Source organism: Arthrobacter sp. Y3225209, from assembly GCF_059090685.1.
The window spans coordinates 41,568-64,289 of record NZ_JBNHFW010000004.1 but is presented as its reverse complement, the minus strand read 5'-3'; the positions used below and the strand labels follow the sequence as shown (position 1 = coordinate 64,289).

Annotated in this window: 19 protein-coding genes; 14 read left to right on the top strand and 5 right to left on the bottom strand. The window is 66.1% G+C overall.

Features of this window, described 5'->3' with window-relative positions; all coding sequences use genetic code 11:
• Positions 1 to 6: 6 nt before the first annotated feature.
• Together AC5RVB_RS04220 and AC5RVB_RS04215 are read left to right on the top strand one after the other, a co-directional pair.
• The gene (locus tag AC5RVB_RS04220) at positions 7 to 453 is read left to right on the top strand and encodes a hypothetical protein (RefSeq protein ID WP_494142044.1); all 447 of its coding nucleotides are present in this window, start codon (positions 7 to 9) and stop codon (positions 451 to 453) included.
• Positions 416 to 601, top strand: coding sequence for a hypothetical protein (locus AC5RVB_RS04215; protein ID WP_227927830.1), 186 nt, complete (start codon positions 416 to 418; stop codon positions 599 to 601). The genes AC5RVB_RS04220 and AC5RVB_RS04215 overlap by 38 nt, the downstream gene beginning before the upstream one ends.
• A 72-nt stretch (positions 602 to 673) precedes the next feature.
• Here the strand turns inward: AC5RVB_RS04215 and AC5RVB_RS04210 are convergent, their stop codons facing one another.
• From AC5RVB_RS04210 to AC5RVB_RS04200, 3 genes are read right to left on the bottom strand one after another with little or no spacing between them, the layout of a single operon-like run.
• On the bottom strand, positions 674 to 2,005 hold the full coding sequence (locus tag AC5RVB_RS04210) for an alpha/beta fold hydrolase (protein WP_494142043.1): 1,332 nt from the start codon (positions 2,003 to 2,005) through the stop codon (positions 674 to 676).
• Positions 2,002 to 2,496, bottom strand: a complete 495-nt coding sequence (locus AC5RVB_RS04205) for a GNAT family N-acetyltransferase (protein WP_227901932.1) — start codon at positions 2,494 to 2,496, stop codon at positions 2,002 to 2,004. Before AC5RVB_RS04205 ends, AC5RVB_RS04210 begins: the two co-directional genes overlap by 4 nt.
• 10 nt (positions 2,497 to 2,506) lie before the next feature.
• On the bottom strand, positions 2,507 to 5,047 hold the full coding sequence (locus AC5RVB_RS04200) for a DEAD/DEAH box helicase (RefSeq protein WP_227901931.1): 2,541 nt from the start codon (positions 5,045 to 5,047) through the stop codon (positions 2,507 to 2,509).
• Between the two features lie 69 nt (positions 5,048 to 5,116).
• Here AC5RVB_RS04200 and AC5RVB_RS04195 point away from each other — a divergent pair, with 69 nt between their 5' ends.
• The gene (locus AC5RVB_RS04195; protein ID WP_494142042.1) at positions 5,117 to 5,896 is read left to right on the top strand and encodes a trans-aconitate 2-methyltransferase; all 780 of its coding nucleotides are present in this window, start codon (positions 5,117 to 5,119) and stop codon (positions 5,894 to 5,896) included.
• A 1-nt stretch (position 5,897) separates the two neighbouring features.
• On the opposite strand, the gene AC5RVB_RS04190 is transcribed toward AC5RVB_RS04195, so the two are convergent.
• Together AC5RVB_RS04190 and AC5RVB_RS04185 are read right to left on the bottom strand one after the other, a co-directional pair.
• Complete coding sequence (locus AC5RVB_RS04190) at positions 5,898 to 7,235, bottom strand: APC family permease (protein WP_494142041.1); 1,338 nt, start codon at positions 7,233 to 7,235, stop codon at positions 5,898 to 5,900.
• Between the two features lie 91 nt (positions 7,236 to 7,326).
• Entirely contained in the window at positions 7,327 to 7,965 is a 639-nt protein-coding gene (locus AC5RVB_RS04185) for an MBL fold metallo-hydrolase (RefSeq protein ID WP_227901928.1), read from the bottom strand.
• Between the two features lie 82 nt (positions 7,966 to 8,047).
• Here AC5RVB_RS04185 and AC5RVB_RS04180 point away from each other — a divergent pair, with 82 nt between their 5' ends.
• From AC5RVB_RS04180 to AC5RVB_RS04130, 11 genes are all read left to right on the top strand, one after another.
• Positions 8,048 to 9,781, top strand: coding sequence for an ABC transporter ATP-binding protein (locus AC5RVB_RS04180; protein WP_494142040.1), 1,734 nt, complete (start codon positions 8,048 to 8,050; stop codon positions 9,779 to 9,781).
• Positions 9,782 to 9,798: 17 nt separating this feature from the next.
• Positions 9,799 to 11,754: an ABC transporter ATP-binding protein gene (locus AC5RVB_RS04175; RefSeq protein ID WP_227928079.1), complete on the top strand. Its 1,956-nt coding sequence runs from the start codon at positions 9,799 to 9,801 to the stop codon at positions 11,752 to 11,754.
• Between the two features lie 9 nt (positions 11,755 to 11,763).
• Complete coding sequence (locus tag AC5RVB_RS04170) at positions 11,764 to 12,180, top strand: GntR family transcriptional regulator (RefSeq protein ID WP_227927825.1); 417 nt, start codon at positions 11,764 to 11,766, stop codon at positions 12,178 to 12,180.
• A 79-nt stretch (positions 12,181 to 12,259) separates the two neighbouring features.
• On the top strand, positions 12,260 to 15,163 hold the full coding sequence (gene uvrA / locus AC5RVB_RS04165; RefSeq protein ID WP_227901925.1) for an excinuclease ABC subunit UvrA: 2,904 nt from the start codon (positions 12,260 to 12,262) through the stop codon (positions 15,161 to 15,163).
• 229 nt (positions 15,164 to 15,392) lie between these two features.
• Positions 15,393 to 16,091 carry an HAD hydrolase-like protein gene (locus AC5RVB_RS04160; protein WP_227927824.1) on the top strand — a complete coding sequence of 233 codons (699 nt, stop codon included), beginning with the start codon at positions 15,393 to 15,395 and terminating at the stop codon, positions 16,089 to 16,091.
• Positions 16,078 to 16,746 (top strand): lysophospholipid acyltransferase family protein, encoded by a 669-nt coding sequence (locus AC5RVB_RS04155; protein ID WP_227927823.1) that lies wholly within the window; start codon positions 16,078 to 16,080, stop codon positions 16,744 to 16,746. The genes AC5RVB_RS04160 and AC5RVB_RS04155 overlap by 14 nt, the downstream gene beginning before the upstream one ends.
• A gap of 75 nt (positions 16,747 to 16,821) precedes the next feature.
• The gene (gene uvrC, locus AC5RVB_RS04150) at positions 16,822 to 18,837 is read left to right on the top strand and encodes an excinuclease ABC subunit UvrC (RefSeq protein WP_227927822.1); all 2,016 of its coding nucleotides are present in this window, start codon (positions 16,822 to 16,824) and stop codon (positions 18,835 to 18,837) included.
• An 86-nt stretch (positions 18,838 to 18,923) separates the two neighbouring features.
• On the top strand, positions 18,924 to 19,823 hold the full coding sequence (rapZ, locus tag AC5RVB_RS04145; protein ID WP_494142039.1) for an RNase adapter RapZ: 900 nt from the start codon (positions 18,924 to 18,926) through the stop codon (positions 19,821 to 19,823).
• Positions 19,823 to 20,842, top strand: a complete 1,020-nt coding sequence (locus AC5RVB_RS04140) for a gluconeogenesis factor YvcK family protein (RefSeq protein WP_227927820.1) — start codon at positions 19,823 to 19,825, stop codon at positions 20,840 to 20,842. The genes rapZ and AC5RVB_RS04140 overlap by 1 nt, the downstream gene beginning before the upstream one ends.
• A 10-nt stretch (positions 20,843 to 20,852) precedes the next feature.
• A complete protein-coding gene (gene whiA, locus AC5RVB_RS04135; RefSeq protein ID WP_227901919.1) occupies positions 20,853 to 21,833 on the top strand; it encodes a DNA-binding protein WhiA in 981 nt (326 codons plus the stop codon).
• 108 nt (positions 21,834 to 21,941) lie between these two features.
• The gene (locus AC5RVB_RS04130; RefSeq protein ID WP_227901918.1) at positions 21,942 to 22,568 is read left to right on the top strand and encodes a superoxide dismutase; all 627 of its coding nucleotides are present in this window, start codon (positions 21,942 to 21,944) and stop codon (positions 22,566 to 22,568) included.
• Positions 22,569 to 22,722: the final 154 nt, after the last annotated feature.

Genomic DNA, 22,722 nt, shown 5'->3' with positions numbered 1-22,722 from the left:
GGGCTGATGCAGTCAACGTCCCCGCCGGTCGCTCCGGCTCTTCCCGCAGAGAGTGCCACCTCCTGGTGGGAAATTGTCGCTGCGCTGGGCCCCCTGGCTGTTCTGCTCGCCGGTGCTTTGACCTTTATTATTGGGTGGAAGACCCTCGAACAGCGCCGGAAGGCGGATCAACGCTCTGAATGGTGGGCACGTGCCGAGTGGGCCATCGAGGCGTCGCTGTCGGACGATCCCAGGCGGCAGGAAACCGGATTAGGGGTGCTGGATCTGTTGGCCCAGAGTGATCTTGCCGGGGCCGAAGAAGCGGCCATTATCAGCATTGCCTGGGCGCGCCCGCTGACGGCGATAGTGGACTCGAACGGCGGGATGGGCCAGAATGAAGACACCACGAGCGTACCCGGAGCGGAGGAGGTCGACGATGACAACAGCAGCACTGCCGCTGGCACACGGAGATAGAACCCCGCGTCCCGCCGACCAGCCCGTACCTGACCGGGACCGTGAGCGGGTGCAGATCCGGGCAGCACGCCTCCGCCTCACCACCGATCGCAAGCTCGGCAAGCCCACCCCGGACTGGGTCCGGGAGCTTGCAAAGAAGCCCCTCTAACCGTCGAAGCTCCGCAGCGGAGTCTCCACAAAAACGCTTCAGGTCCCCGGCTATCCGCCGGGGACCTGCTTTTTATGCGTCGCCGCCGCGCACCATGCCCAGCAGGCGGTTGAAGATTGCCTCGCCGTCGTCGGCAATGCCGTCGTGATGGAAGTCGCCGCTTTCCCAGACCTGCAGTCCCTTCACGGCGGCAGCAGTTTCCAGCGAGAGGTCCCGGTCCACATAAATGTCATCGGTGTACACCGCGGCCGCCACCGGCACGGTGTTCCGTGCCAGCCGGGCAGTGTCATAGAGCGGACCCCAGTCTGTCTTCTTCGCCAGCAGTTCCGCGGTCTCCTTCAAGGGCACCAACGCCGGGTCCTCGTCGAAGTACCACGGATAGACCATCTCGCCGGTGAACAGCGGCTCAGCGGCCGCGGGCTCGAATTCGGGATGGGACTGCAGCACCCGCCAGGCCGCCCAGTTCGTGGCTTCGCCCTGCCCGTAGATGGACTCGTGCATCAGGGCGTAGAGCGGGTTTGATGCCCGGCTGACCAGTCCGTGCATGGTCTCCAGGAAGGTATCCGAAAGCCGGTCGCCGTCGGGGGTGGGAACAAAGGCTTCCTGCAGGAAATAGTGCAGGCCGTCCACCCGGGTGTTTCCACCCAGGTACGAGCCGGCCATCTGGAAGCGCCGGACGGAGAGCCGTTCGCCGGACGGCAGGAATTCGGGAACGCTGTCCAGATGCCGGGCTATGCGGGTAACGATGTCCCGGTCTTCGGGGTACCGGGCAAAGTATTCGGCGTTGCGTGCGGCCACCCGCCCGAAGGTGGCCTCATACACCCGGTCAGCGGGACCGGTCAGCGGCGCCAGGCCGCCGGTAATCAGGCTCCCGCGCAGACCTTCCGGCGCGTAGGAGAGGTATGTGAGGGTACAGAAACCGCCGTAGCTCTGCCCGTAAGTGGTCCACGGTCCGGAGCCCAGGGCCCGGCGGATCAGCTCAGCGTCCGCAACAATGGAGTCCGCCCGGAAATGGGTCAGGTAGTCCGCCTGGGCGGCGGCGTCACCGCGCAGGGCCAGCGTCTGCCGGTCCGCAGGGGTGGACAGCCCGGTGCCGCGCTGGTCCAGCATCAGGATGCGGAAGTGCTTCGAGGCGGCCTTGGTCCAGCCGCCGAACTGCAGCAGCCGGCTGCCCTTGCCTCCGGGTCCGCCCTGCAGGTACAGCAGCCACGGCAGTTCCCGCACCCGGGCAGCAGGGAGGGCCGCATCGGAGTACTCACGGGCGAAGACGGTGATGCTTTCCCCGTCCGGTGCCGCGTGGTCCAGGGGAACGGTGAACCGGTGGTCGGTGACGTTCATGCCACGCACCGTGTAGGGGGCCGACGCAGTGTGGGGAACGGGGATACGCGGGACCGGGGCGCTCATGCTGCCCCTCCTGAAACCACGGGGCTGCCGAAGGAGGACAGCGCGTCGCCGGTCAGCCGGAACGTGGTCCACTCATCCTGCGGAACCGCACCCAGGGACTTGTAGAACCGGATGGAGGGTTCGTTCCAGTTCAGCACGCACCATTCCACCCGGGCGTAGCCGCGCTCGACGGCGATCCCGGCCAGGGTGCGCAGCAGCGCCTTGCCCATGCCCTTGCCGCGCGCTTCGGGCCGGACGTACAGGTCCTCGAGGTAGATGCCGTGCACACCTTCCCAGGTGGAGTAGTTCAGGAACCACAGGGCGAAGCCCTGGACCTGTCCCTGCTCCACTGCCACATGCGCGAAAATGGCCGGATGCGGGCCGAAGAGGTTCTCCTCGAGGGCCTCCACCGTGTTCTTCACGGCGTGCGGCTCCTTTTCGTAGATCGCCAGATCATGGATGAGTTCCAGGATGACGGGGACATCTTCTTTGCGCGCGGGACGGATCTGCATGGGATCCAGCCTAATCCAGCCGTCCGGCGGTGATCACCTTGATGACGGGGCTGCCGGCTTCGTCTGAGGCGGCCAGGTCCACTTCCGCGGTGATGCCCCAGTCCAGGTGGTTGGCAGGATCCTTAAAGATCTGCCGGACCTCCCACTTGCCGGGAACTTCCTTGATGATCAGCAGGTTCGGGCCGCGGCCGTCGGGGCCGTCATCGATGTCCTCGTGTTCCTCGAAGTAGGCGTCCAGCACGTCCGCCCAGCGGTCGGCGTCCCAGCCGGCGTCGCCGTCGAGCTCGCCCAGCGCGCGGTCATCCTCGTCCGCGAAAAGCTTGACGCGGGAGAACATCTCGTTGCGGACCATCACCCGGAAGGCCCGGACGTTGGCGGTCAGCCGGTCCGGCACGGGCGGCAGCACGGGTTCGCTGCTGGCGTCGGGGTTGACTCCGGAGGTGAGTTCCTCCCATTCGTCCAGCAGCGACGAGTCGGTCTGGCGGACCAGCTCGCCGAGCCACTCGATGATGTCCTCCAGGTCTTCGCGGAGCCGCTCCGGGGGCACCGTGTGCAGCAGCGCCTTGTAGGTGTCGGAGAGGTAGCGCAGCAGCACGCCCTCCGAGCGCGCGAGCGAGTAGAACTGCACGTACTCGCCGAAGCTCATGGCCCGCTCATACATGTCCCGGACAATCGACTTGGGGCTGAGCTCGAACTCGCCCAGCCAGGGAGCACCGGAGCGGTATACCTCGAAGGACTGCTCCAGGAGTTCCGCCAGCGGCTGGGGATAGGTGACCTCTTCGAGCAGCGCCATCCGCTCGTCATACTCGATGCCCTGGGACTTCATGGCCGCGATCGCTTCGCCGCGGGCCTTTTTCTCCTGGGCGGAGAGCACCTGGCGCGGCTTTTCCATAATCGCCTCGATCACCGAGACCACATCCAGGGCGTAGGACGGGCTCTCCGGATCCAGGATTTCCAGTGATGCCATGGCAAACGGGGACAGCGGCTGGTTTAGGGCAAAGTTGGGCTGCAGGTGCACCTTCAGCCGGACGGTGCGGCCGTCGGCGTCGGGTTCGGGCAGCACCTCCACAATGCCCGCGGTTTTCAGTTCGCGGTAGATGCTCAGGGCCTTCTTCATCAGCGCCAGCTGGGAGGACCGCGTCTCGTGGTTGTTGGTGAGCAGTTTCTTGGCTGCGGTGAACGGGTCACCCGGGCGCTCCAGCAGGTTCAGCAGCATGGAGTGGGTGATGTTAAAGCTGGAGGTGAGCGGCTCCGGGGTGCCGTCCACGAGCTTCTCGAAGCTGGGTTTGCCCCAGGACACAAAACCGGCCTGCGGTTTCTTCTTCACCACCTGGCGCAGCTTCTTCTGGTCGTCACCGAACTTCGCCTGCGCCTTGGCCATGGCCTTGGCGTTTTCGATCACGTGTTCCGGTGCCTGCACCACCACGGTGCCGGCGGTGTCATAACCCGCCCGGCCGGCGCGTCCGGCAATCTGGTGGAATTCGCGGACCTTCAGCGGCCGGGTGCGGGTGCCGTCGTACTTGGACAGGGCAGTGATCAGCACCGTGCGGATGGGCACGTTAATCCCCACGCCCAGGGTGTCGGTGCCGCAGATGACCTTCAGCAGTCCGGCCTGGGCCAGCTGCTCCACCAGGCGGCGGTACTTGGGCAGCATGCCGGCGTGGTGTACGCCGATGCCGTGGCGGACCAGCCGGTTGAGGGTCTTGCCGAAGCCGGGGGCGAACCGGAACCCGGCGATCAGCTCGGCTATGCGGTCTTTCTCCTCGCGGGTGCAGACGTTGATGCTCATCAGCGCCTGGGCCCGGTCAATGGCTTCGATCTGGGAGAAGTGCACCACGTAGACGGGGACCTGTTTGGTGGCCAGCAGTTCCTCCAGGGATTCCTGGATGGGGGTTTCCACGTAGTAGTAGTGCAGCGGGATGGGCCGCTGCACGGAGGAGACCGTGACGGTGTCCCGGTTGGTGAGCTCGCTGAGTTCGTTGGCGATCCGGGTCATGTCGCCCAGAGTGGCGGACATCAGCAGGAACTGCGCCTGCGGCAGCTCCAGCAGCGGCACCTGCCAGGCCCAGCCGCGCTGCGGATCGGAGTAGAAATGGAACTCGTCCATGATGACCGTGCCCAGATCCGCGTCCGGCCCTTCACGCAGGGCAATGTTGGCCAGGATCTCCGCGGTGCAGCAGATGATCGGTGCGTCCTTGTTCACCGAGGAGTCCCCGGTGACCATGCCCACGTTCTCAGCACCGAAAATCTCGCACAGGGCGAAGAACTTCTCGGACACCAGTGCCTTGATGGGAGCGGTGTAGTAGCTGCGCTCGTCGTGGGCCATGGCGTGGAAGTGCGCGGCAATGGCCACCATGGACTTACCGGATCCGGTGGGCGTGGCCAGGATGACGTTGTTACCGGTCACCAGTTCCATCACTGCCTCGTCCTGCGCCGGGTACAGCGACATACCCCGGCTCTCAACCCATTCCAGGAAGGAGGTGTAGGTCTCGTCGGGGTCAATGGTTGCGGTGGCGGAGGGACCGGAGGGCAGCTGCTCAAGAAGTTTCATGTCTCTACCAGACTAACGGGGCCGCGCCTGTCGCGTTTTTCCTCCCTTTCCGGCGGTAGGCTCGGCCGCATGAAATGGGATCCGGAAAAGTACACACAGTTCTCCTCGCACCGCGACAGGCCCTTCTTCGACCTCACCGCCCGGATAGCGGCGTCCTCGCCCGGGCGGGTGGTGGACCTGGGCTGCGGCACCGGGGCACTGACCGCTGCGCTCGCCGCCCGCTGGCCCGGTGCGCAGGTGACCGGGGTGGATTCCTCCGCCGACATGATTGAGCAGGCCGGGGCGTTGGAGGGTGCACCTCTGAATCTGGAGTTCATCCGGTCCCGGATCGAGGACTGGGAACCGGACGCCGGTACGGACGTGGTGGTCTCCAACGCTGCCCTGCAGTGGGTTCCCGGCCACCGGGATCTGTTGCGGAAGTGGGCCAAACGGCTCGACGCCGGCGCGTGGCTGGCAGTGCAGGTGCCGGGCAACTTCACTGCCCCGTCGCATGTGCTCATGCGTGACCTGGCGGCGAGCGCCCGCTGGGCACCGAAGCTGGAGGGGGTGCTGCGCCATGCGGACGCCGTCGCCGCGCCCGACGAGTATCTGGCTCTCCTGGTTGAAGCGGGGATGGACGCCGATGTCTGGGAGACCAGTTACCAGCAGGTTCTCCCCGGGGAGGACCCGGTACTTGAATGGGTCCGCGGCACGGCGCTGCGCCCGGTGATTGCTGCCCTGACGGCAGAGGAGCTCTCCCGGTTTGAGGCCGAATACGCGGCTCTGCTGCGCAGTGCCTACCCGCAGCACGGCTGGGGAACCGTCTTTCCGTTCCGCCGCATTTTTATGGTGGCAAGGAAAACGGCGTAGGTCAGGCTTCGGGCGGCAGGCGCCGGCGCGGCCCGGAGGGATCCGCGCTGTTTGCGATGGTCCCGGTGCGTGCGGCTTTCATCAGCGGGGTGTTCAGGGTATCGATCTGGGCGCTCGCATGCGCCCGGGTTCCCGCGCCGCCGCGTTCGTACAGCCGGGCGAAGTACAGGGCGGCACCGAAACCGGTCAGGAAGAAGCCGGCCACAATTGCTTCCGGGTTCAGTGACGGCAGCTGGCCGGCCGCGGCCAGCACGGCCAGGATGGCAATCATGGCGATAATCGCCGCCACGTTGGCAACGGAGACTACAAACGCGGTGTCCCGCAGCACCACCAGGAGAACGGTAATGATTCCCAGCAGCAGCACGCTTATGTAGGGGTGGCCGTTGCGTGTGTGCCGGCCCAGTGCCGGGGGAACATCCCCGCGGGCCACCATGCGCAGCATGATCTCCGAGGCGCCCAGCACATTGGCGTTGGCTCCCGAGAACGTGGACAGGCAGGCCGCAAACGCCACCAGGACGCCACCCCAGGCCCCCATGACCGTCTCGGCAGCCTGGGATACGCCGGTGGCGGTGAACCTGGTGATCCCGCTGGCTGTCATGGCCAGGACAGTGCCGAGGTAGACGAGACCGGAAACCAGGATGGTCAGCATGATGGCGCGCGGAACTGTTTTGCGCGGATTCTTCACCGATCCGGCCATGTTGGTGATGACGTTGAAGCCGGTGTAGGCAGTGAACAGCAGTGCGGCGGCGGAAAAGATCCCCCCGGTGCCGGAAGGCAGCGGCCGGTCAAGGTCATCGGGCCGGAGTTCGGTGAGGCCCCAAACGGAGAACAGCACCAGCAGCCCCAGTTTGATGCCAACAATCCAGGTCTCCGCCCGGGCGACGAGCGACGTCGGGCCGAGGTTCAGTGCGGTGACCAGTACGGTGGTGGCGAGCGCCACCGTGAGGGTGCCGGCCGCGGGCAGGAAGTATTCGCTGAAGTAGTCGCCGAAGGAGACCACCAGGTAGGCGATGATGGTGGCCCCGTTGAGGTAAAAGGCCCACATCACAATGAACCGCCAGAAGGGGCCGAGGATGGTGCCCACGGGGGCGTAGCCGGATTCGCCGTCGCCGGCCCTGGTGGAAACCACGATGAAGGACAGTGCACACAGGAACATCACGATGCCCGCGAGGATGTAGCTGACGGCGGCGGCCGGTCCGGCCAGGTTGACCGCCGTGCCGGAAAGGGTGAATACCCCTCCGCCCACCGTGGTGCCAACCCCGAACGCTACGCAGGCTACGAGGCCAATCTGCCCCGGGGCCCGGGGCGTCCGGGACTTTGGCGACGCTGGTTCGGCCACTGCTGCGCTCCATCACTCGGTCCGGCAGGCCCCTTTGGAGCGTACGGCCGGCCGCGAAGCAGGGTCAACGGGGAGCGTGGGTTGTGCGCCTTTACCAGCCGCGTTCCTTCCATTCGGCCAGGTGCGGCCGTTCGGCCCCCAGAGTGGTGCCGGCGCCGTGGCCGGGGTGCACCACGGTGTCATCCGGAAGGTATTCGAATATACGTTCGAATACGTCGCGGTACAGGGACGCGAAGCGTTCCGGGTCCTTCTGCGTGTTGCCCAGGCCGCCGGGGAACAGGGAGTCACCGGTAAAGAGGTGGGCCGGCGCGTCCGGCTCCCGGTAGAGCAGGGCCACGGATCCGGGGGTATGCCCGCGCAGTTTGAGTGCTTCAAGTTCGGCGCCGCCAAAGGGCACCCTGTCGCCGTGTTCAAGTGCCAGGACGGTGGGTACTTCGATGTCCCCGATGTCCTCCGTCCCGGCGGCAGTACGCGCTCCGGTGGCAGCCGCCGTTTCGGCGAGCGCACGGACATGGTCCCAGTGGCTGTGCGTAGTGATCACCAGTTCAAGCTTCGCCGGCACCCGGGCATCGGCGGCCCCTTCGGCCAGCAGGCGCTGGATGGCGGCGAAATCATCAGCGGCATCAATAAGGACCTGGGCGCCGGTGTCCTTGTCGGTGAGCACATAAACGTTGTTGTCCATGGTGCCCACGGACGCGCTCCGGATGGTGATGTTCTGCAGATTCTCCATCGGCCCAGTCTAGCGAGGCCGTTCCCGCACGTGCTTGCGCAGGGCTATTGTCTGCACCCGCAGACGGGCGTAGGTTGCAAGGATGCTCCTGAGGCTGGTCCGGCAGTACCTCGCTCCCTACAAAGGCACCGTAGCCGCCGTCGTTGCGCTGCAGCTGCTGCAGACTGTGGCAACGCTGTACCTGCCTACCCTGAACGCCGACATCATTGACCGCGGCGTCGTCACCGGGGATACCGGCGTCATCATGGAGGTGGGCGGCTGGATGCTCGCCGTCACGGCGGGCCAGATTCTCTGTTCCATCGCTGCCACGTTCCTCGCCGCGCGGGTGGCGATGAGCACGGGCCGCAATATCCGTTCCGAGCTGTTCACCAACGTGGAAACCTTTTCCTCCCGCGAAGTGGGCCTGTTCGGGCCGCCGTCACTGATTACCCGGACCACCAATGACGTGCAGCAGGTCCAGATGACGCTGCTGATGACGTTCACCATGATGGTCTCGGCGCCCATCATGGGCATTGGCGGGGTGCTGCTGGCCCTGAACCAGGACATACCGCTCTCCGGGATCCTGCTGCTGATCCTGCCGGTGCTGTTCGTTGTGATCGGTTTGGTCCTGCGGCGCCTGATCCCGCTTTTCCGGCGGGCGCAGCGGCAGATCGACCGGGTGAACTCCGTATTGCGGGAGCAGATCATGGGGATCGCCGTTATCCGGGCCTTCATCCGCGAGCGCTCAGAGGAACAGCGGTTCGATTCGGCCAACGCCGACCTGACCGGCACCCAGTTGCGGATCAGCCAGCTGCTGGCGCTGCTGTTCCCGGCAGCCATGTTGGTGGCCAACCTCGCCACCGTTGCCGTGATCTGGTTCGGCGCGTTCCGGATTGAGGCCGGGCAAATGCAGATCGGCGCCCTGACGGCCTTTATCGCCTACATCATCCAAATCCTCATGGCCGTGATGATGTCCATGTTCCTGATCATGATGCTGCCCCGCGCTGCAGTCTGTGCCGAGCGCATTTACGAGGTGCTGGATACCCGCACCAGCGTCACGGACACCCCGGACGCGGCGGAACTGGAGTACGACGGCGGCCGGCTCACCTTCACCGACGTCGGCTACAGCTATCCGGGGGCGGAGGGCCCGGTGCTGCACAGCATCAGCTTCGAGGCGCTGCCGGGGGAGACCACAGCCATCATCGGCTCCACCGGGGCCGGGAAAACCACCCTGCTGAATCTGGTGCCGCGCCTGCTTGATGCAACTTCCGGCACCGTCAGCGTGGACGGCCAGGATCTTGCCGGTGTCACCCTCGCCTCCCTGCGGCACGGGATCGGCCTGGTGCCGCAGCGGGCCTACCTGTTCAGCGGCACCATTGCCTCCAACCTGCGCTTCGGACGTCCGGAGGCAACGGACGCGGAACTGTGGGAAGCGCTGGAGACCGCCCAGGCCGCAGACTTCGTCCGGGCCGGGGACGGCGGGCTGGACCATCCGGTGGAACAGGGCGGTGCCAATTTCTCCGGGGGACAGCGCCAGCGCCTGGCCATTGCCCGTGCCCTGGTGGTGCGGCCCTCGATCTACCTCTTCGATGACAGTTTCTCCGCCCTGGACTTTGCCACCGACGCGCGGCTGCGCAGCGCCCTGAAACCGCAGACCCGGAACGCCACCGTGGTGGTGGTGGCCCAGCGGGTCAACACCATCACCGACGCTGCCCGGATAGTGGTCCTGGAGGAGGGACGGGTCGTAGGGCAGGGAACCCACACCGAGCTGATGGAGTCCTCCCCGACGTACCGGGAAATCGTCGCCTCCCAGCTCACGGCCGAGGAGGTCGCGTGAGCGGGCACGGGGCGGGCATGCGAGGACGCCCGGGAGCCCCGGCAACGGCGAAACCCGAGAACTTTGCCGCCAGTGTCCGGCGCATCCTGGTCCTGATGGCACCGGACCGGCTCCGCGTGGCCGCCGTGATGCTGGCCGCCGTCGTCTCGGTGGCGCTCGCGGTCAGTGCCCCGCGAATCCTGGGGGAAGCCACCAACGTCATCTTCGACGGCTTCATCGGGAACAGCCTGCCGGCGGGAATGTCCAAGGATGCCCAGGTGGAGGCCCTGCGGGCCTCGGGGGAGCGGGAACTGGCTGACATGCTCGCCGCCATGGACGTGGTGCCCGGGCAGGGGCTGGACTTCGGCCGGCTGGGCGGGATCCTGCTGGGCGTCCTGGCGATCTACCTGGCGGCCTTCGTCTTCGGCTGGTTCCAGGCCCGGCTCACGGCCCGTATTGTCCAGAACGCCATGTACCGGCTGCGGCGCGACGTGGACGGCAAGCTGTTCCGCCTGCCCATGTCCCACTTCCAGCAGCAGTCGCGCGGAGATGTCCTGAGCCGGGTCACCAATGACATCGACAACCTGGCCCAGACCCTCTCGCAGAGCCTCACCCAGATAGTCACTTCCGTGCTGACCATCATTGGTGTCCTGGCGATGATGCTCTCCATTTCCCCGCTGCTGGCGCTGATCGCCGTGGTCACGGTTCCGGTCTCCGCCCTGGTGACGGTACTCATTGCCCGGCGCTCGCAGGCGGAGTTCAAAACGCAGTGGAAATCCACCGGTGAGGTGAACGGCTATATCGAGGAAATGTTCACCGGCCAGGACGTGGTGAAGGCCTTCGGGCAACAGGAACGGGTGATTGAAGGATTCGCGCCGGCCAATGACCGTCTGTTCCGGTCAGCATTTCGGGCACAGTTCGTTTCCGGCATCATCATGCCGGCGATGATGTTCATCTCGAACCTGAACTACGTGGCAGTGGCCGTGGTGGGCGGGCTGCAGGTGGCCGGCGGGCAGCTGTCCATCGGCGGGGTCCAGGCCTTTGTGCAGTACAGCCGGCAGTTCAGCCAGCCCCTTGGCCAGCTGGGCGGGCTGATCAACATGCTCCAGTCCGGCGTCGCCTCGGCCGAACGCGTGTTCGCGCTGCTGGATGCGCGGGAACAGGAACCGGATCCGGCGCACCCGGAACATCTGGACAAGGTGCGCGGACGGGTGGCCTTCGAAGACGTGTCCTTCAGCTACAGTCCTGAAGCGCCGCTCATCAAGGATCTTTCCTTTGTCGCCGAACCGGGGCAGACGGTGGCGATTGTCGGTCCTACCGGTGCCGGCAAAACCACCCTCGTGAACCTGCTGATGCGCTTCTATGACGTTGATGCCGGACGCATCACCATTGACGGCGTGGACATTGCCCGGCTGAGCCGCGAAGAGCTGCGCAGCCGGATCGGCATGGTGCTGCAGGACGCCTGGCTCTTTGAGGGCACCGTCCGCGAAAACCTGGCCTACGGCGCCCCCGGGGCCACGGACGAGCAGATCCATGCCGCTGCACTGGCTACGCACGTGGACCACTTTGTCCGCTCCCTGCCGGAAGGCTATGACACCGTGCTGGGCTATGACGGCGGATCCCTGAGCCAGGGCCAGCGGCAGCTGCTGACAATCGCCCGCGCCTGGCTCTCCGACCCGGCCATCCTGGTGCTGGATGAGGCAACCAGCTCCGTGGACACCCGCACCGAGGTGGCCATCCGGATGGCAATGAATGCCCTCCGTCAGGACCGGACCAGCTTCGTGATTGCGCACCGGCTCTCCACCATCCGCGACGCGGACGTCATCCTGGTGGTGCGCAACGGAGAGATTGTGGAGCAGGGTGTCCATGACGCGCTGCTCGCTGCCGAGGGCTTCTATGCCGAGCTGTACCGCTCCCAGTTCGCCGGACCTGCAGTGGAATCGGCCGGGGGTGCTGAGGCGGCCGCTGCGCCGTCCACACCGGACGGGCACTAGCATGGCATCATGACTCCCGCGCCCGGCACCGGCCCTGAATCGCCCTCCACCGTCACCGATCCCGGTGTCCTGCCCTGGGTTCGGATCGACGCTGCAAGCTCGGTCCCCCCGTACGAGCAGTTGCGCCTGCAGATCCTGGACGCCGTTAACGAGGGCCGGCTCGCCGTGGGCACCCGGCTGCCGCCGGTCCGCGCGCTGGCAGGCCACCTTGGGCTTGCGGTCAACACGGTGGCGCGGGCCTACCGGGAGCTGGAACAGGCCCAGGTGGTCACCACCCGCTCCCGGGCGGGAACAGTGGTGGCCGCCGCCGGTGACGCCGGCCGCAGCCGGGTAGCCGAGGCCGCCCGGGTGTTTGCCGACGCGGCCCGCGCCAACGGCATTCCCGCGGACGACGCCGTCGCGCTGGTGCGCGCCGCCCTGCAGTAAGGCTGCTGCTCTTCGCCTGCGGCGAAACTCGGCTGCTCGAATACGTTTTCGAATCGGTGTTTGAACTAGAGTGGAAAACGTGCCTAAATCGACTCTCACGACGGCGGACACTGTGTTTGCGCCGCATACTGCCAATGATCTGTCCCGACTGGTAGTGAAGGGGGCGCGCGAGCACAACCTCCGGAACGTTGACCTGGATCTGCCCCGGGACGCCATGATCGTGTTCACCGGCCTGTCCGGCTCCGGAAAGTCGTCGCTGGCCTTCGACACCATCTTTGCGGAAGGACAGCGCCGCTACGTCGAATCGCTTTCCGCCTACGCCCGCATGTTCCTGGGCCAGGTGGACAAGCCCGACGTCGACTTCATCGAAGGCCTCTCGCCTGCGGTCTCGATTGACCAGAAGTCCACATCGAAGAACCCGCGTTCCACCGTGGGTACCATCACCGAGATCCATGACTACATGCGCCTGCTCTGGGCACGCGTGGGACGCCCGTTCTGCCCCGTCTGCGGCGAGCCGGTCAGCCGGCAGACCCCGCAGGCCATTGTGGACCAGCTCCTGGAGCTTGAAGAAGGTACCCGCTACCAGGTCCTCGCCCCGGTGGTCCGCGGCCGCAAGGGCGAATTTGTGGACCTGTTCAAGGAACTTGCCGCCAAGGGCTACTCCCGTGCCCGGGTGGACGGCAAGCAGATCCAGCTCTCCGACCCGCCCAAGCTCGGCAAGCAGATCAAGCACAACATCGAAGTGGTGGTGGACCGCCTCGTAGCCAAGGACGGCATCCGGCAGCGGCTCACCGACTCGGTGGAAACCGGCCTGGCCCTGGCCGATGGCCGGATAGTGGTCGACTTCGTGGACCTGCCCGAGGACAGTGAGGACCGCACCCGGGCCTTCTCCGAAAACCTGGCCTGCCCGAACGAGCACCCGCTGGCCATTGACGAGATTGAGCCGCGCTCCTTCTCCTTCAACAACCCCTTCGGTGCCTGCCCGGTCTGCACCGGCATCGGCTCCAAGCTGGAGGTGGATGAGGACCTGATCATTCCGGACCCGTCCAAGTCCCTGGCCGAAGGCGCCATCGCTCCCTGGTCACTGGGCGCCGCCACCACCGAATACTGGAACCGGCTGCTTGAAGGCCTGGCCAAGGACATGGGCTTTTCCATGGACACCCCGTGGAAGAAGCTGTCCGCCAAGGCGCGCGAGGCAGTCCTCAACGGCAAGGACCACAAGGTGGTGGTCCAGTACCGGAACCGCTTCGGCCGCGAACGCAAGTACAGCACCGGCTTCGAAGGCGTCATCCAGTACATCCACCGCAAGCACCTGGAAACCGAATCGGACCATGCCCGGGACCGGTACGAGGAGTACATGCGCGAAATCGCCTGCCCCGAGTGCGGGGGAGCGCGGCTGAACCCTGCCTCCCTCTCCGTGCTGATCAACGGCCGCAACATTGCCGAGATCAGCGCCCTACCGCTCCGTGAGGCCGCCGAGTTCCTGGGCAGCCTGACCCTCACCGGACGGGAAGCACAGATCGCCAGCAACGTACTCAAGGAGATCCAGGCGCGGCTGACGTTCCTGCTCGACGTCGGACTCGAATACCTGAGCCTGAACCGGCCGGCGGCCACCCTCTCCGGCGGCGAGGCACAGCGCATCCGCCTGGCCACCCAGATCGGTTCCGGCCTGGTGGGCGTGCTGTACGTGCTCGACGAGCCGTCCATCGGCCTGCACCAGAAGGACAACCGGCGGCTGATCGAAACCCTGACCCGGCTGCGCAGCCTGGGCAACACCCTGATTGTGGTGGAGCACGACGAAGACACCATCCATGAAGCGGACTGGATTGTTGACGTCGGACCCGGTGCCGGTGAGCGCGGCGGCGAGATTGTGCACTCCGGTCCGTTGGCTGAGCTGCTCACCAACGAACGCTCCATTACCGGTGCCTACCTTTCCGGCCGGAAGAAGATTGAGATCCCGGCCAAACGGCGCAAGGTGGACAAGTCCCGCCAGCTGAAGATCGTGGGCGCGCGGGAAAACAACCTGCAGAACCTGAACGTGGACATTCCGCTGGGCGTGTTCACGGCGGTGACCGGTGTCAGCGGCTCGGGCAAGTCCACGCTGATCAACGACATCCTCTACAAGACCATGGCGAACAAGCTCAACGGCGCCAAGCATGTGGCCGGCCGGCACACCCGGGTGGAGGGCCTGGAGCAGCTGGACAAGGTCATCCACGTGGACCAGAGCCCCATCGGCCGCACGCCGCGTTCCAACCCGGCCACCTACACCGGCGTCTGGGACCACATCCGCAAGCTTTTCGCGGAGACCAATGAGGCGAAGGTGCGCGGCTACCTGCCGGGCCGGTTCTCCTTCAACGTCAAGGGCGGGCGCTGCGAAGCCTGCCACGGCGACGGCACGCTCAAGATCGAGATGAACTTCCTGCCGGACGTGTACGTGCCCTGCGAGGTGTGCCACGGCGCCCGGTTCAACCGGGAAACCATGGAAGTCCACTACAAGGGCAAGAACATTGCCGAGGTGCTGGACATGCCGATCGAGGAAGCAGCGGAGTTCTTCGCAGCGTTCGGTCCCATCTCCCGGCACCTGAACACGCTGGTGGACGTGGGCCTGGGCTACGTCCGGCTCGGCCAGCCGGCCACCACGCTCTCCGGCGGCGAGGCGCAGCGCGTGAAACTGGCGAGCGAGCTGCAGAAGCGCTCCAACGGCCGCAGCATCTACGTCCTGGACGAGCCGACCACCGGCCTGCACTTCGAGGACGTCCGCAAGCTGCTGGAAGTGCTGCAGGGTCTGGTGGACAAGGGCAACACCGTGATCACCATTGAGCACAACCTCGACGTGATCAAGAGCGCGGACTGGATCATTGACCTGGGTCCCGACGGCGGCAACGGCGGCGGCAGGGTCGTGGCCTCCGGCACCCCGGAGAAGGTGGCCAAGGTGGAGGGCAGCCACACGGCCACGTTCCTCGCGGAGATCCTCAACCCGTAGCCGTTCTGCGGCAGGGCGCCATGATGCCCCCGGGCGGTCCGTTTCGGCGGACTGTCCGGGGGCATTCCCGTCTTCCGGACCGCGTGATGTTTGGCCCGGCCATGCCGTGTTGCCCGGGCACGGCGCGACGCTGCCACAGACACTTCTGCGGAATATAACCGCCGCCGACATATTCCATTATTGGTATACCTTTTTCCCTTAGTCCTTCCCTGTATGCCAAACTTGGGCCGTGACTTCTCCCCGGCTCTTGGTGCTCTTTGATCTCGATGGAACGCTGGTTGACCCCAACGGCGCCATCACCGGCGGTATCAGTGCCGCCCTGTCCGCCTGCGGCCTTCCGGTTCCGGCTGACGCGGACCTGCAGCGGATGGTGGGCCCCGCCCTCGTGACCTCCCTGCGGGATATCGCAGGCGTACCGGAAAGCCGGGTCGAAGAGGTTATCCGGCAATACCGCACCGGCTACCGGTCCGCCGGGATGGCACAGAGCCGTCCCTACCCGGGGATCCGCGACGCCGTCGAGCGGCTGGGCGCCCTGCACACGGTGGCCGTTGCCACCCAGAAGCCGGAGGCCCTGGCCGTGGAACTCCTCGGAGTGCAGGAGATGGGTGGACTCTTCGCCTCCGTGCACGGCTCACCGGCGGATGAACAGGCCGCCGCCGCACTGGACGGCAAGCGCAGCATTATCCGTGCGGCCCTGGAACGGCACGCCGGGAGCTACGACGCGGCCGTGATGATCGGCGACAGGCGCCACGACGTCGAGGGTGCACACGCCAACGGACTGGACTGCATCGGTGTGTCCTGGGGCTTCGCAGCCCCGGGCGAACTGGACGGAGCCGGCGCCGCCGTTGTGGTGGATACCGCCGCGGAACTGGTGGATGCGGTACTGCGCTCCGCTGAGAACGGACCGGCGCTCCATGGCGCTCTATAACCTCACGCGGACCAGTATCCGCGGCCTTGTGGGCGGCCTGTGCCGGCCCACCATCACCGGACTGGAGAACGTACCGTCCAGCGGACCCTTCATTGTGGCCTGCAACCATCTCTCCTTCCTGGACAGCGTCCTGGTGCAGGCGCTGCTGCCGCGGCGGGTCGGGTTCTTCGCGAAGGCCGAGTACTTCACCGGCACGGGCCTCAAGGGCTACGCCATGAAGAGCTTCTTTGAAGGCGTGGGGTCCATCCCGGTGCAGCGTGACCAGCAGGCCGCCAGTGTGGCAGCCCTCCGGACCCTGCTGGACATCCTCGAGGACGGCGGAGGGGTAGGCATCTACCCCGAGGGCACCCGCTCACGGGACGGGCTGCTCTACCGCGGCCGGACCGGCGTCGGCTGGCTGGCACTGACCTCCGGTGCCCCCGTGGTTCCGGTGGGCCTGATCGGCACGGAGAACCTGCAGCCGGCGGGCAAAAAGACCGTGAAGCCGGGGCACTTCACCCTGAGGGTCGGTGCGCCGCTGTACTTCCAGAAGACCGGACCCGAACATGCCCTTCCGGCGCGCCGGCAGGCCACGGACCGGGTCATGGACGCCATCGCCGAACTCACCGGCCAGGAGCGCGCGGAGAGTTACAACCGCAACCGGCCCGAGGGGTAGCCCGCGGGGTTCAGCGTCCCGCGAAACGCCGGCCGTACGTCGGGGACGCCGCGGAGGCGAACGTAGGATGGAACAGTGGCAGATCCAGCAACCTACCGGCCAAAAACAGGGGAGATCCCCACGGCCCCGGGCGTTTACCGTTTCCGGGATGAACACGGCCGGATCATCTACGTGGGCAAGGCCAAGAACCTCCGCTCCCGACTGAACTCCTACTTCGCCAATCCGCGCGGCCTGATGCCCAAAACCAGGGCCATGGTGCACACTGCCGCCGGCGTGGAGTGGACCGTGGTGGGAACCGAGCTGGAAGCACTGCAGCTTGAATACACGTGGATCAAGGAATTCAATCCGCGGTTCAACATCATGTTCCGGGACGACAAGTCCTACCCCTACCTGGCCGTGACCATGGGGGAGAAGTACCCCCGCGCCCAGGTGATGCGCGGCGACCGGCGCAAGGACACCCGCTATTTCGGGCCCTTCTACCCGGCCAAAGCCATCCGGGAAACCCTGGACACGCTGCTCCGCGTCTTTCCGGTGCGCACCTGCAGCAGCGGCGTTTTCAAGCGCGCCGAACGCACCGGCCGGCCCTGCCTGCTCGGCTACATCGACAAGTGCGCCGCCCCCTGCGTGGGGAGGATCAGCCCCGAAGACCACCGCCAGCTCGCCGCCGAGCTGTGCGATTTCATGGCAGGGGAGGGCAAACGGTTCATCTCCAGCCTGGAAAAGGAGATGCAGGCCGCGGTGTCCGAACTGGACTATGAGACCGCGGCCCGTCTCCGCGACGACATTTCCGCACTGCGTAAAGTGTTCGAGCGCAACAACGTAGTGCTCAGCGAAGACACTGACGCGGACATTTTCGCCCTCGAAGAGGATGAGCTGGAGGCCTCAGCCCAGGTCTTCCACGTCCGCGGCGGGCGCATCCGCGGACAGCGCGGCTGGGTGGTGGAAAAGGTGGAGGACAACGACACCGCGGATCTGGTGGAGCACCTGATCCAGCAGGTCTACGGCGAGGCGAATTCCACGGACCGCATTCCGCGCCAGGTCCTGGTCCCGGTGCTTCCCCCCAATGCCGAGGAACTGGCCGAGTGGCTGCACGGCCTGCGGGGCGCGCGGGTGGACATCCGGGTGCCCATGCGCGGCGACAAAAAAGCGCTCATGGAAACCGTGGCCCGCAACGCCTCCGATGCCCTCCGGCTGCACAAGAGCCGCCGGGCGGGCGACATCACCACGCGCTCTGCCGCCCTGCAGGAGCTCCAGGAGGCCCTGGACTTGGACGCGGCTCCGCTGCGGATCGAATGCTATGACATCTCCCACGTCTCCGGCACCAATGTAGTGGCCTCCATGGTGGTGGCCGAAGACGGCCTGCCCAAGAAATCCGACTATCGGAAGTTCTCCATCACCGGAGAAGCCGCACGTGATGACACTGCCTCCATGTATGACGTCATTTCGCGGCGCTTCCGCAACTACCTGGCTGAAAACGCGGATCCGGCAGCTGATCCGGATGCCCCGCAGGAACTGCCGGCAGAGCGTCTCGACGACGGCGCAACCGACGTGCAGCCGCTCACGGATACCCTGACCCCGGCGCCGCGCACCAAGTTCGCCTATCCGCCGAACCTGGTGGTGGTCGACGGCGGCCAGCCCCAGGTTGCCGCGGCCTCCAGGGCACTGGCGGACCTGGGCATCACCGACGTGCAGGTGGTTGGTCTGGCGAAACGCCTCGAGGAGGTCTGGGTCCCGGACAGCGATTTCCCGGTGATCCTGCCCCGCGCCTCCGAAGCACTGTTCCTGCTGCAGCGTATCCGCGACGAGGCGCACCGGTTTGCCATCACCTTCCACCGCCAGAAGCGCGGCAAGTCCATGACCGCTTCGCTCCTGGACGAGGTCCCGGGCCTGGGCCCCGCCAAGCGGCAGGCCCTGCTCAAGCACTTTGGCTCAGTGAAGAAACTCCGGGCTGCCTCCGAGGAGGAACTGCAGCAGGTTCCCGGCATCGGACCGGCCATGGCTGCTAACCTCCGCAGCCGTCTGGCCGATAGTTCCAAGGCGGAGGCGGCACCGGCAGTGAACATGTCCACCGGCGAAATCCTGGAAACTTAGCTACGCTGGGAAACCGGCGTGTCGCGGGAACGGATGATGCCTTTCCGGGCAGGGCCAGGCAGTGCAACAGGATGGGATCACACCACATGACGCAAGAGGACGGCTTGTCCATAGTCAAGCCCGAGGAATCCGAGCTGCTCGTTGTCACGGGCATGTCCGGCGCCGGACGCAGCACGGCTGCGAATGCGCTCGAGGACCACGGCTGGTACGTGGTGGAGAACCTCCCGCCGCTGATGCTGGGCACCCTCACCGAACTGGTGTCCAGGATGCCGCAGTCCATCCCCAAGCTGGCCGTCGTCATCGATGTCCGCAGCAAGGAGCTCTTCCGGGACATCCAGGAAGCCCTGCGGAACCTGCGTGCCGCGGGCGTCGCCTACCGGGTGCTCTTCCTCGACGCCGACGACGCAACCCTGGTCCGCCGGTTTGAACAGGGCCGGCGCCCGCACCCCCTTCAGGGGGACGGCAGCATCCTGGATGGCATCGCCTCCGAACGCGAGGTGCTTGCCGAGCTGCGGGACAGCTCCGACGTCGTGGTGGATACCTCCAAGCTGAACGTGCACGCGCTGGCCACCACCGTCACCGAGCTGTTTACCGAGTCCGGTCCCATTGTGCTGCGCCTGAACGTGATGAGCTTCGGCTTCAAATACGGACTGCCCGTGGACGCGAACTACGTGGCGGATGTCCGCTTCATCCCCAACCCGCACTGGGTCCCGCAGCTGCGCCCGCACACCGGGCTGGACGAGAATGTCCGGGACTATGTCCTGCAGGCCAAGGGAACCGCCGACTTCCTGGACCGCTACGTGGAAGCCCTGGAGCCGGTCATCGACGGCTACCGCCGGGAGAACAAGCACTACGCCACCATTGCCGTGGGCTGCACCGGCGGCAAGCACCGCTCCGTAGCGGTTACCGAAGAGCTGGCCAAGCGCCTGGCCCAGCTTCCACGCGTCACCGTCAGCTCCCACCACCGGGATCTGGGGCGCGAATAATGTCCTTTCTCACCGGACCGCTGCCGCTGATACCGGAGGCGAAGGGACGGGAGGAACCCGGTAAGGCCGGATCCGTTGTCGCCCTGGGCGGCGGCCACGGCCTCTCTGCGTCCCTGTCTGCCCTTCGGCTGCTCACCACCGACCTCACCGCCGTCGTCACCGTGGCCGACGACGGCGGGTCCTCGGGCCGCCTGCGCCGGGAGCTCGGTGTCCTGCCGCCCGGAGACCTCCGGATGGCGCTGGCCGCGCTCTGCGACGACACCGACTGGGGCAGGACCTGGCGTGACGTGATGCAGCACCGCTTCCGCTCCCGTCCGGGTGTGGACGGTTCACTGGACGACCATGCCCTGGGCAACCTGCTGATTGTCACCCTCTGGGAGCTGCTGGGGGATCCGGTAGCCGGACTGCAGTGGGCCGGTGCGCTGCTCGGTGCCCGCGGCCAGGTACTGCCGATGTCCACATTGCCGCTGACCATTGAAGGCGACGTGATCCGGCGGACCGCTGCCGGCACCCGGATCGAGACGGTAACCGGGCAGGCCCGCCTGGCCGCCGCCGGAACCCGCAGCAACGTCCATGAGGTCAGGCTGCTGCCGGCCGACGCACCGGCCTGCCCGGCTGCCCTGGAGGCAATCGACCTTGCCGACTGGGTCATCCTCGGCCCGGGGTCCTGGTACACCTCGGTGCTTCCGCACCTGATGCTGCCGCAGCTGCGTGATGCGCTCTGCGCCACCTCCGCCAAGCGTTGCCTGACGATGAACCTGAGCAACGAAACCACGGAAACCGCGGGCATGAGCGCCGTGGACCACCTGGCTGTGATCCGGCGTTACGCCCCGGAGTTCAAGGTGGATGCCGTCCTGGTGGATCCGTCAGTGGTAGGGGACCGGGAAGCGTTCGAAGAGGCCGTCGCCGAACTGGGCGGCCGCGCGGTCTTCGGTAAGGTGGGGGCAGCATCGGGGCGTCCGATCCATGATCCGCTCCGCCTCGCGACCGCCTTCCACGATATGTTTGGGGAGATTTAGGAGTGTTTTTGTGGCGCTGACCGCAGCAGTAAAAGAGGAACTTTCGCGCCTCGAGGTAAAAAAATCCTCAGTCCGCAAGGCTGAAGTATCGGCGATGCTGCGTTTTGCCGGGGGGCTTCACATCATCTCCGGACGCATAGTCATCGAAGCCGAAGTGGACCTTGCTTCCACCGCCCGCCGGCTCCGCTCGGCCATCGCGGAGGTCTACGGGCATGCCAGCGACATCATTGTGGTCTCCGGCGGCGGCCTGCGCCGCGGAAACCGCTACGTGGTGCGCGTAGTCAAGGACGGCGAATCCCTGGCCCGGCAAACCGGGCTGCTCGACTCCCGCGGCCGTCCCGTCCGCGGCCTGCCCTCAGTGGTGGTCAACGGCTCCGCAGCCGACGCCGAAGCCGTCTGGCGGGGCGCCTTCCTGGCACACGGGTCCCTCACCGAGCCCGGCCGTTCCTCCTCCCTGGAAGTTACCTGCCCGGGACCCGAGGCCGCCCTCGCCCTGGTCGGTTCCGCCCGCCGGATCGGCATTTCCGCCAAGGCACGCGAGGTCCGCGGAGTGGACCGCGTGGTGATCCGCGACGGCGACACCATCGCCGCCCTGCTTACCCGGATGGGCGCCCACGATGCGCTGATGGTGTGGGAGGAACGGCGGATGCGCAAGGAAGTGCGGGCCACCGCAAACCGGCTCGCCAATTTCGACGACGCGAATCTGCGCCGTTCGGCCCAGGCCGCCGTCGCTGCCGGCGCCCGTGTGGAGCGTGCCCTGGAAATCCTGGGCGAGGACGTGCCCGAGCACCTGCGCTACGCGGGGGAGCTGCGCGTGGCACACAAGCAGGCCAGCCTCGACGAACTGGGCCACCTGGCCGAACCGCCCATGACCAAGGACGCCATCGCCGGCCGGATCCGGCGGCTGCTTGCCATGGCCGACAAGAGGGCAGCTGAACTGGGGATTCCGGGTACTGAGTCCAGTGTCACGCCGGAAATGTTGGATGAATAGCGATATTGCATAGGATGGACTAAGCATGCTGCCTTTTGGCGGCACCATGAGTTTCCGGACGGGCATTCCGTCCGGATCATCGATCCGACATATCAACGGAGGATTTTCGTGAACGAATACACACTGCCGGAACTGCCGTACGACTACGCAGCCCTGGAACCCCACATCTCCGCGCGCATCATGGAACTGCACCATGACAAGCACCACGCCACTTATGTAGCAGGCGCCAACACGGCACTGGCACAGATGGCCGAAGCCCGCGAAAAGGGCGAGTTCGGCACCATGACGAAGCTCTCCAAGGATCTGGCCTTCCACCTGGGCGGCCACACCAACCACAGCATCTTCTGGAACAACATGTCCCCGGACGGCGGCGACAAGCCCGAAGGCGAACTCGCAGCGGCCATCGACGAGTTCTTCGGATCCTTCGACAAGTTCCGTGGCCAGTTCACCGCTGTGGCCAACTCCATCCAGGGCTCCGGCTGGGCCATCCTGGCCTACGAACCGCTGGGCAAGAACCTGGTCATCGAGCAGCTCTACGATCAGCAGGGCAACGTCCCCGTCGGCACCATTCCGCTGCTGATGCTGGACATGTGGGAGCACGCCTTCTACCTGGACTACGTCAACGTCAAGGCTGACTACGTCAAGGCCTTCTGGAACATTGTCAACTGGGCCGATGTCGCAGCACGCTTCGACGCTGCCCGCACCGGTGCCAAGGGCCTGATCGTCCCGGCCTAGTCCGTACCCAAACAGCACCAATGTGCTGCCGTCCCGGTCCCTACGGAGACTGTGACGCGTAAGATATTCCGTAGGTCACCGTCCTGCCCGATGCTCCGGCATCCGGGCAGGACGGAGACACGGCGCCGCGGCCGGATTTGTTCCCCAAGCGGAG